The following is a 2,786-nucleotide window of genomic DNA, read 5'->3' as shown; positions in this document are numbered from 1 at the left end:
AAAGCAGCCGAAGCAACCAAAACAACGGAATCCACCACAACGACCACCGCCACAACCGCCACAACGACCACAACCACCACAGCGACCACAACCGCCACAGCGACGAGCATCATCTGTAATATAGTAATATGGATATTGGTTTTGCTGGTCCCAATACACAATATTTCCAGACTGATAATCATTAAGGCTTAACGCTTGCAGTTCTTGTTGAAACTTATTCATTTTCATGACCTCCGTTTATAAACTACAACCCCATCGATGCTTTCCTATATTTCTGTTCGTTAAATCTAAGTAGAAATAGCGCTATAAAGTGAAACCTTAATCAGTGGGGAGTGTTCATCCCCCACTGATTATTAGCCCGCACCAGTTGGGCGTTTACGGGCAGCAGGGCTTCCACCTAACTTCTTTGCTCCAGTCGAATTTTGAGGTGGGAGTTTTACTGCCCACAAATAGCGGGATAAACTAAGTTCAATACGTACACCAACAAAATATGACCTATCACTAGATGATGTACCTTGTTCATATGCCTATTTTTAGGTTATTTTTACTATGGGCTCATTTTTATAAAGTGAAACTTTAATCAGTGGGGGTTTTGTTCATCTCCCCCGGATTATTAGCCTTCACCAATCGGGCGTTTACGGGCAGCAGGGCTTCCACCTAACTTCTTTGCTCCAGTCGAATTTTGAGGTGGGAATTTTACTGCCCACAAATAGCCGGATAAATGGAAATTATAAAATGTGAATTTAAACAATAACATTTAGATTTATGTCATCATTTTCTAGTTCTATAGTCGTATATTCCATAATTTTGTTTGATCATCTTCGTATTTCCAATATGCACTCCCATCTTTATTTTTCTTCGCTTCAATATGTGCTGTATCAGAGCTAATTTTATAAGTATTTATAATTAGTGATTTCTGCTAAGAAAAGTCTATTTTTATGAATGGCAAATCAGTGATGTTTTATGTCTATTCCGCATACGTGTTAGCACTTTTTTATATTTCTTCTATTGTATACACCTTCATAATTTCAATATATTTTCCCTTACCACATGGACATGGTTGCTCTCTTCTATATGATTCTTCCCAGCTCATTTAAACACACCTCTTTAACTACTTAATTTATATTATTATATAAAAAAGCCCTGCCACAAGGCAGAGCGAGTAAGATGGATTACACGTATCATATAACAATTTATATCAGTAACACAAAAGATCATAATTTCATCTTCACTAAAATAAAACCACGTTCATATAATCCCTAAAGCAGTAGCTATCAAACGGATAGCTATTTTTTTATTCTCATAAAAACTATCACGCCTCATCATCAATTCATTATAAACATAGGAATCTTTGACTTTCTCACTCCCAAAATACTTCAACTCAATTATCTGACGTTGATCATTATCAAGAGCATATTTCAATGTCCGTTCAATTTGTTTAAAACGTATCTCATGATTCTTATCGTCACCTTTCATTTTAGGAAAAAGAACGATGCTCCCGCTTGAGCCTGTTTTTCTTGATTTTTCATCCGAACGCACAATGCTTTGTAGTTTTTCAGCTCCTTCACCACAAGTCTTCGCATCTCTTTTCCATCGATGTCTTCAGAAAATGACAATCGATTCATACGATACGGTTCCCCTCCGTTCGATCTACTTACTTATAAAAGGATTATTTTATTAAGTTTTATTTCCACTAAACAATCCAGTATCTTAAATGTATTAAGATACTGGAAAAAATTCAAATCAGATGCCCGTTATATGGAATGCGAGTCATATTAATAAAATCATATGTCATAATATCTTCTATTCCTATGATTACAACATCCTATTAGTAACTAAGTATTGATTATATGTACTATAAAAATATCTTCATTTTATTTATATATATGATTACATGTAAAATAAGATCATCTTTACTTTATTGACATATACTTTGAAGGAAGAAACATTTCTGAACATTTCATATTAAACATATACCCATAAATACTTTAAACTCAGTTGCTAATATAAATTATCAAGACATATCTAACATTTAAAATTTTTTAGAGGAGTTATTTATGAGACATAATAATAAGTCAAATTCACCAAATTCGTGTGATAAGTTTCAGCTCCCCTGCTTTATTTCTGTATCCCCTTGTAATCAAAGTAATTGTTGTACACCTGTTTTTTTCTCAAATTCTCAACAACAAGAATTATTGCAAATAATAAACCAATTAAACCAAGCTATCCTTTCTTTCTTCACAACACCAAATCCTACAACTAGACAAATACTCCAAACAGCATTACAGGCATTAAATGATTTATTAATAGCAGTACAACCAAATACACCAAATAGAAATTTAGTTTTACGAACTATAAACCAATTAATCAATTCCTTACCTACTGCAACTCTCACTCAAATCTCAGCATTATTCCAATTTCTATTCCAAAACTTGTCTTCGCTTATTAGTTGTTCAAATATATCGGACCCCTTGTTACAGCAGACATTTAGCTTAATTTTACAAGGAGTCTTGAATAGTTCACTATTAAACATTACTGGAACGACGGGGCCTACGGGGCCTGAAGGGCCTGAAGGACCTACTGGACCTCAAGGCGTGCAAGGCATTCAAGGCACTGAAGGGCCTGCAGGACCTACTGGACCTCAAGGCATGCAAGGCATTCAAGGTACTGAAGGGCCTGAAGGACCTACTGGACCTCAAGGTGTGCAAGGTATTCAAGGCATTCAAGGACCACCAGGGCCTACTGGTTCAGGGACAGGAACAGGAGTTCCCGGGCCACCAGGACCT

3 protein-coding genes are annotated in these 2,786 nt (G+C 35.9%); 1 reads left to right on the top strand and 2 read right to left on the bottom strand.

Going from position 1 to position 2,786, the window contains the following annotated elements:
* On the bottom strand, window positions 1-222 hold a 222-nt coding region (locus BAU27_RS25720; RefSeq protein WP_071772399.1), incomplete at its 3' end, for a heterocycloanthracin/sonorensin family bacteriocin.
* A gap of 1,250 nt (window positions 223-1,472) precedes the next feature.
* Window positions 1,473-1,625 carry a hypothetical protein gene (locus BAU27_RS32490; protein ID WP_175546561.1) on the bottom strand — a complete coding sequence of 51 codons (153 nt, stop codon included), beginning with the start codon at window positions 1,623-1,625 and terminating at the stop codon, window positions 1,473-1,475.
* Window positions 1,626-2,057: 432 nt separating this feature from the next.
* Between BAU27_RS32490 and BAU27_RS25710 the strand changes: the two genes are divergently transcribed.
* A partial coding sequence (locus tag BAU27_RS25710; RefSeq protein ID WP_139254688.1) for a collagen-like repeat preface domain-containing protein occupies window positions 2,058-2,786 on the top strand: 729 nt, incomplete at its 3' end.

Source organism: Bacillus sp. NH11B (assembly GCF_001884205.1).
GTDB classification, from domain to species: domain Bacteria; phylum Bacillota; class Bacilli; order Bacillales; family Bacillaceae_G; genus Bacillus_A; species Bacillus_A proteolyticus.
Note: the sequence above shows the minus strand (reverse complement) of the source record. Positions and strands in the feature narration are given on the sequence as shown.